Below are 6,663 nucleotides of genomic sequence, written 5' to 3' on the forward strand. Positions count from 1 at the left end.
CCGCCGCCGCCGCGACCCCTCCCGTCGCGATCCACGGGCCGAGCCTGATGGGGACGACTCATCGGTGGAGCGGCCCTTCGAGCGTCCTTCCTCAGGGCATCGCCTCCCGAGGAGTCGTCGAACGCTCGCCTCGCGCGCTCGTTGTCGAAGAGACCCGCTCGCCGCTCCGCGACGCGCGTCGCGATGCGTCGGTCGTCGACGAAGGCGAGCTCGGTGCTCCGCCGCATCGCGTGGCTCGGCCCGTTGTCGACGCTTCCGCGTCCATCGACGCCCCCATCGACACCCCCATCGACACCGCTTCGGACGCCTCGCTTGAGACACCGAGCGAGCCGCTCGAGTCGCGCTCTCTCCCCCGCAGCACGCCGCCCCCTCCCACCATCGGCGTCGACACGCGCGCGCTCTCGAGCGCGCCGCCGCCGCCGCTCGATTCCGTCTCCATCGCCCTCAACGCGGCGAACGCGTCTTCGGCGACGCGGGCCGCGTCCGGCACGGGCGGTGTGCCGCTCGCGAGCGTTGAGCGCTTCATCGACGAAGGTCGCTGGGACGTCCTCTCCGACATGCTCGAAGCCTCGGCCCGCGCCGGTGAGCTGCCGCCGCACCTCATGATGGTCTACGCCGTGGCGCGCGCCGAAGCGCACCCCGAAGACGCCGGTCTCGTGGCCTTGGCCATCAAGGCCTCGGCCGACGCCTACGGCGTCCCCGAAGCGAGCCCCATCGCGTGCCTCCTCGCCAAGCGCACGCTGCGCCGCACGCCGCGCGAGTGGGGCAAGCGGCCCGCTCCTCGCGGAACCATCTCCACCATCATCGTCTTCGTCGCGCTCGTGCTCGGGGGCGGCGGCGGCTTCTGGCTCAGCACCACCAGGTGCAGATCCCGCTCCCGCGTTCTTGCTCTCGAGGTAGCGCCCGCGTCGCGTGCGTGGCCCCTGCCCCGCCACGGAGCGCGCGCGCTCAGGCAGGAGCCGCTACCGAGGCGACGCTCTTCTTTCGTCTTGCCGTCGAGCATGTGGGCCTTGCCCTTGCTCTCCACCATGAAGAAGTGCCCCGATCGGTGAGGAAGTGCCACGCGACGGTGCTGGCGCCGTCGTGCTTGGTAGCTCGGATCGCCCGCCGTGACGCGATCGAGCTCGTGGCCCGCGCGCTTGCATAGCGCACGGATCAACTGGAGGTATCTCCGGTTCGGCGGCCAACGCCTTCGCGATACGACGCGCGCGATCGGGCAGCCGCGCCTCGGCGCTTGAGCTCTGCGTCCAGCTTGGCGGCCGGCAGCGCCACGAGGTCCCGCGTGCCCCTCGAGCCAGCGTGCGTTCAGCGTGGTGAGCTCTTCCTTCTCTTGCAGCCGGTAGAAGGCGTCGTCGATTTGGCGAGCGCGTCGCGGGTCTTGTTCGTTCCGAAGTACTCGCTGGCGAGGAACTCCTTCCACCTCTTTTGGCCGAGCGCCACGAGCCCCTCGACGCCCTCCTCAAAGAGCGCCAGGTGCTTCTTGGCGCCCATCGACTCGAGGCCCTCGGTGACGAGCGTGAAGACCTCGCCCGACGCGCTGGCGTTGTAGACGAACTGCGAGAAGCCGCCGTTTTGCATCTGCGCCAGGTAGTAGTCGACGTAGTAGCTGCGAAGCGCGTCGCGGGAGATCTCCTGGGCCTCCAAGTGCTGCGCGAAGAGGCCGTTGACGACGGCGATGTTCGCCTCGATGACCGCCGACGGGTCGGGGCCTTCAAGCCTCGTTCGTGAGGAGCAGCGCCTCGTGGCCGGCGCTTGCGGCGGAGGCGACCTTCTTGACGGCCTTCCTCTTCGCGGTCGTGGTCTTCGTGGCAACCTTCGGCGCCTTCTTCGTGCTCTTCGAGTCGTCCTTCGCGGGAGCCTTGGCTCTCGGCGGCGCCGCCTTCGCCTTCGCCCTCGCGGGGGTGCCTTGCGGACGGTCTTCGAGGGGTGCGTCGCCTTCGTTGTCTTCTTCTTCGATGCCACGCGGCATCTCACCACGGCCTGGGCCGAGTGGCGAGCCGTCCTGGCGATCGCGGCGACGGTCGCTAGGGACGCTCAGTTTCGCGCCTGCGGCAGCCCGCTCGCGATGACCCGCTGAAGCTCGTCGGTGAAGGCGGTGAACGCTTCGTCGCCGAGGGCCGCCGGCGGCGCCGCCATCGGCTTGTGGAACACCATGCCCAGCTCGACGCCTCGCACGAGCGGCTTCATGTTGCGGCTGAAGAGCTCGGAGCCGCCGTAGCTCGTCACCGGGAGGATGAGCGTGTTGGCGCGCCGCGCACGAGCTCCTTGAGGCCGCCCGTTTTGAACGGCTTCATCGCGCCGGTCTTCGAGCGCGTGCCCTCGGGGAAGATGACCGCCGTCACACCTTCGTCGCGAACGCGGCGCGTGAGGTCTGCGATGGCCGCCTGGACTGCGCCGGATCTTTGCGGTTGATGAGCGCCGAGCCGCCGCGGCGAAGGTTGTAAGATACACCGGGGACGCCACGCGCCAGCTCGACCTTCGAGACGTAGCGCGGGGTTGAGCTTCGCCCAAGTGCTCGGTCAGCAGCGAGATGTCGAGCAGCGACTGGTGGTTCGACACCACGATGTAGTTCTTGGTCTGGTCGACGTTCTCGAGGCCGCGCACGCGGATCGTCGCGCCGGACCGGCGCGCGCCCCGGTTGATGGAGCGTGCCATGCCGCGCGACGCGTCTTGTTGCGCGTCGGGGCCGAAGCGCCACGCGACGCGTTGCACGACGTCGTAAAACGACGATGGACGGGAGACGCTCCGGAGACGGCGTAGCCCGTGGAGCCAGTCTTGGACGCCATCCGTGGCGAGCGAGGCCCGGGGAGCGCGGCGAAGGGTGGTCCAGCATCGGGGCTGAACCCTACACAACAAGGTCTTCGTCTCAACCCGCGGGGCCAATTCACGGGCGTTTTTCCCTACCCGGTCGAAGAAGCGTCGAAGAAGCCGCCAAAAAGAGGCGGGCGCTTGAGGCCCGCCTCGGAGGCTCGTACCCTCTCGATCCCGCGACCACCCCGGCCGCGCGGAACTCAGCGAATCAAAGAGGCAAAGCGCATGTCGAACGCGGATTTTGGTCTCGTGGGCCTGGCAGTCATGGGCGAAAAACCTGGTCCTCAACATGGAGAGCCGAGGCTTTCGGGTGGCGGTCTTCAACCGCACCACGACCCGCGTCGATGAGTTCATCAAGCGGCCGGGCAAAGGGAAAATCTCGTCGGGACGCACTCTCCTGAAGGAGCTGGTGGCGGCCCTCAAAAAGCCGCGACGCGTCATGATGATGGTCAAGGCCGGTGGCGCCGTCGACGCAGTCTTGGACGAGCTCGTCCCGCTGCTCGAAGCCGGTGACATCGTCATCGACGGCGGCAACACGCACTTCCTCGACACCGACCGCCGCGAGAGAAGCGGCTTCGTGACAAAGGGCCTCTTCTTCATCGGCGCCGGCGTCTCCGGCGGCGAAGAGGGCGCCCTCACCGGTCCTTCGATCTGCCCGGCGGCGCCAAAGAAGCGTGGCCGCGGTCGCGCCTATCTTCCAGGCCATCGCCGCAAGGTCGACGGCGCGCCGTGTTGCGAGTGGATCGGCCCCGCGGGCCTCGGGCCACTACGTGAAGATGGTGCACAACGGCATCGAGTACGGCGACATGCGGCTCATCGGCGAGGCGTACCACCTGTCTCGTCGCTCGGCGGTCTCGACGCGAAGGCCCTCGCCGGCGTCTTCGCTCGTTACGAACGGGCCCTCGACAGCTACCTCATCGAAGTGACCCGCGACGTCTTCGGCACCGTCGATCCGGAGACCGGCAAGCCGCTCGTCGATCTCATCGTCGGACGTGGCCGGCCAGAAGGGCACCGGCAAGTGGACCGTCGGCGTCCGCCGCCGATCTCGGCGTCCCCTGACGCTCATCGGCGAAGCCGTCTTCGCGCGGTGCATCTCCGCGCAGAAGGACGAGCGCGTTCGCGCGAGCGAGCGCCTCGCGGGCCCCAAGCCGTCGCGTGTCGACGCCGCCGAGCTGGAGAAACACGTGGAGCAGGCGCTCTACGCCGCGAAGATTGTCTCGTATGCGCAAGGCTTCGCGCTCCTCCGAGCGATGGCGAAGGACTCCAAGTGGCCGCTCGACTACGGCAGCATCGCCATGATGTGGCGCGGTGGCTGCATCATCCGGAGCGCCTTCTTGGGCAAGATCAAGGAGGCCTTCGAGAAGAACGCCGACCTCGAGAACCTCATGCTCGATGAGTTCTTCCGGCGCGCTCGCGCAGGCGCAAGAAGGCTGGCGCCGCGTGCTCGGCCTCGCCGTCCAGAACGGCATCCCCACGCCGGCCATGAGCGCCGCGCTCGCCTACTACGACGCGTACCGAACCGGCGCGCCCGGCGAACTTGCTCCAAGCGCAGCGCGACTTCTTCGGCGCGCACACCTACGAGCGGACCGACAAGGCGCGCGGCCAGTTCTTCCACACGAACTGGACCGGCCACGGCGGCACGACGTCGAGCACCACGTACAACGCGTAGAGACGACCTCCCCGATCCGGGATCGCGAGGCTCCCGGATCGCCCATGCTCCAACGCGTGGCGGGCGCTAGGCCCCAGCGCGCGCGGCGACGTGGGGCCGGAAAAGGGCTTCTCTTCGCGAGGAGCCACGCCGGCCGGCGGCGCGTCTCGGCATGAAGTCTGCGAGCCCCGGTCGCTCGTGCCGATCTCGCCCGCTCGCTCATGGACTATTTACGCTCGCCCTCGGCGGTGGCGTCCCTTGGCGGCGTGGCTTGCGGCGACCAAGGCGACTCGACACGGCGGGAGGCGAGCCGACGAGGCCGCGATCCGGGGGTGCGCGCGACTCCCGCATCCCGCCGCCGGGCTCTTGATGGCTGGAGCCCAAGGCCGGCGACTCGTCGCCGCCGACCTGCGGCGGCACGCTCGTGGCCCCGAACGTGGTGCTCACGGCAGCGCACTGCATGGGGCAAACGCTCAGCGCGTTCTACTTGGGTCAGGGCGTGCCCATCACGATCTTCGACGAGCGCACCAAGGCGCTCAAGTCGATGCGCCGCTTCGCCGTGCGCGAGGTCATGGTGTTTCCGTCGTTCGAGGTCGCGCGAGCCTTTCGGCCCGACGGCTCCATCGACAGCGGCTACGCCTCGCGGTCGCGAGATCATCGACGTGGCGTTGGTGCGCCTCGACAAACCCGTGACCGACGACGCCGGTGCCGCTCGGCGACGCGCCGGGCGTGGGCGCGGCCTGCGAGGTCGTCGGCTACAGCACGCACAAAGATCCGGCTCGCGACTTCGAGACCACCCACGAGCGGCGGGTGGCCCATCGGCGCGTTCGCGAGGCGGCGCCCCTACCGCCTCTTCTCCGACAGCCTCGACGGCGCGACGCATAAGGCGACTTCAGGCGGCGGCCTCTTCTAGACGGGCGCATCGTGGGCGTCCTCTCGTGCACCCCAGGTGGAACCCGGGCGCGCGCGCGACCACTACGATCACGCGCGCTTCGACGTCGTTTCGCGGCTGGGTCGACTTTCAGATCGGCCGCTGGAAATGACCGCGCGCGATGAGCGCGCGACGGGGCCCGTCGGCTCACATTCCGAAAACGGAGACAAGGCTGGCGGAGCCGGTGAGGCTGTTGTTGCCGAGCTGACCGCGCGAGTTCGAACCCTAGCAGCGGACCGGCCCACGCGGCGACACGGGCGCACGTGCCGCAGCTGCCGGCGGCCACCTCCGAGATCGGGAGGCCCGCCAAGGAGACCTTCACAGGCTCCGACGATGACGCGGCCTGCGCCGTCGCCTTGAGCGCCCCGAGCTGCCGAGGCCCCAACACTCCGACGCCGCTCGCGCCGTCGACGGCGCACGTATGGTACGTGCCAGCCTCGACTTGCGTAGCTCCGACGAGACCCGGCACTGCGGGGGCGCGGGGCGGCTCGTCGTGGTCGCGTCGCCGAGTTGGCCGCTGGCGTTGTCGCCCCAGCAATGGATCGACGACGTCGTGCGGGGAGCACGTGTGCGAGATGCCGGCCGTGATGGGCGAGGATTCCGGCGGGAGCGCCGGCCACGACGACCGGCGTGAGCCGCCTCGTCCACGGAGGCATCGCGGGGTTGGCCCGCGTCGTTGGCGCCCCAACAGGAAGATCGACGCGTCATCGAGCAGCGCAGAAAGGTGCGAGGGAGCCGCACGCGATGGCAACCGCCGCGCGGCGGCAAGCTCACCGTGAGCGGCGCGCTCGACGAGTTGGTGGTGCCGTCACCGAGCTGCCCGTGGTCGTTGACGCCCCAACACCTGACCACTCCGCCGGTGGCGATGGCGCGGGGGATCGTGGCCGACGGCCAGCGCGAGGGCGCCGGTGCCGAGCGTCGAGACGGTCTGCGGGATCTTGCTGCCGAGGTTGTCGCCGGTGCCGATGGCCTTCGCCGTTGCCGCCCCAACAGCGCGCCTCGCCGGTCGAGAGAGCGCACACGCGAATGTTGCCGGCGCCCACCGCGACGACCGTTGGCCGGGAGACGAGACCTGAACTGGCCGCCTTGCGATCCGGTCAGCGTGTTATCGCCGAGTTTCCGGAGCCGTTTGAGCCCCAAACACCCAGTCCCGCGCTCGCCGTGACGGCCTGCGGGAGGTGCCACCGGCCGACAAGGTCGGGCCCGCGTTTGGAGTGGCGGAGGGGTCGGTCCGCTGCAGCACCCGGCGGCGCAAGGGTGAAGCCCGCGATGC

The 6,663-nt window shown here is 69.5% G+C and carries 6 protein-coding genes and 2 pseudogenes; 3 read left to right on the plus strand and 5 right to left on the minus strand.

Going from position 1 to position 6,663, the window contains the following annotated elements; translation table 11 throughout:
• Positions 1–47 precede the first annotated feature (47 nt).
• Positions 48–1,052: a hypothetical protein gene (locus tag IPG50_11920; protein MBK6692891.1), complete on the plus strand. Its 1,005-nt coding sequence runs from the start codon at positions 48–50 to the stop codon at positions 1,050–1,052.
• A 253-nt stretch (positions 1,053–1,305) separates the two neighbouring features.
• On the opposite strand, the gene IPG50_11925 is transcribed toward IPG50_11920, so the two are convergent.
• The 4 genes and pseudogenes from IPG50_11925 to IPG50_11940 form a co-directional block, all read right to left on the minus strand.
• On the minus strand, positions 1,306–1,644 hold the full coding sequence (locus tag IPG50_11925) for a DUF4375 domain-containing protein (protein ID MBK6692892.1): 339 nt from the start codon (positions 1,642–1,644) through the stop codon (positions 1,306–1,308).
• A gap of 67 nt (positions 1,645–1,711) precedes the next feature.
• On the minus strand, positions 1,712–1,969 hold the full coding sequence (locus tag IPG50_11930; protein ID MBK6692893.1) for a hypothetical protein: 258 nt from the start codon (positions 1,967–1,969) through the stop codon (positions 1,712–1,714).
• A gap of 253 nt (positions 1,970–2,222) precedes the next feature.
• Positions 2,223–2,447, minus strand: a complete 225-nt coding sequence (locus tag IPG50_11935; GenBank protein ID MBK6692894.1) for a 1-acyl-sn-glycerol-3-phosphate acyltransferase — start codon at positions 2,445–2,447, stop codon at positions 2,223–2,225.
• An 82-nt stretch (positions 2,448–2,529) separates the two neighbouring features.
• Positions 2,530–2,655, minus strand: a pseudogene (locus IPG50_11940) (1-acyl-sn-glycerol-3-phosphate acyltransferase).
• 381 nt (positions 2,656–3,036) lie between these two features.
• On the opposite strand from IPG50_11940, the pseudogene gnd reads away from it, so the two are divergent.
• A pseudogene (gene gnd, locus IPG50_11945) lies at positions 3,037–4,480 on the plus strand (decarboxylating NADP(+)-dependent phosphogluconate dehydrogenase).
• 403 nt (positions 4,481–4,883) lie between these two features.
• Positions 4,884–5,372 (plus strand): hypothetical protein, encoded by a 489-nt coding sequence (locus IPG50_11950; GenBank protein MBK6692895.1) that lies wholly within the window; start codon positions 4,884–4,886, stop codon positions 5,370–5,372.
• A gap of 336 nt (positions 5,373–5,708) precedes the next feature.
• Here IPG50_11950 and IPG50_11955 read toward each other — a convergent pair whose 3' ends face one another.
• Positions 5,709–6,242, minus strand: coding sequence for a hypothetical protein (locus tag IPG50_11955; GenBank protein ID MBK6692896.1), 534 nt, complete (start codon positions 6,240–6,242; stop codon positions 5,709–5,711).
• Positions 6,243–6,663: the final 421 nt, after the last annotated feature.

This window comes from Myxococcales bacterium (assembly GCA_016703425.1).
Lineage (GTDB): Bacteria > Myxococcota_A > Polyangia > Polyangiales > Polyangiaceae > JADJCA01.

Coding starts and splice junctions, on each gene's coding strand:
- IPG50_11920 (MBK6692891.1), top strand. CDS start 48: ATGGGGACGACTCATCGGTGGAGCGGCCCTTCGAGCGTCCTTCCTCAG.
- IPG50_11930 (MBK6692893.1), bottom strand. CDS start 1,969: ATGCCGCGTGGCATCGAAGAAGAAGACAACGAAGGCGACGCACCCCTC.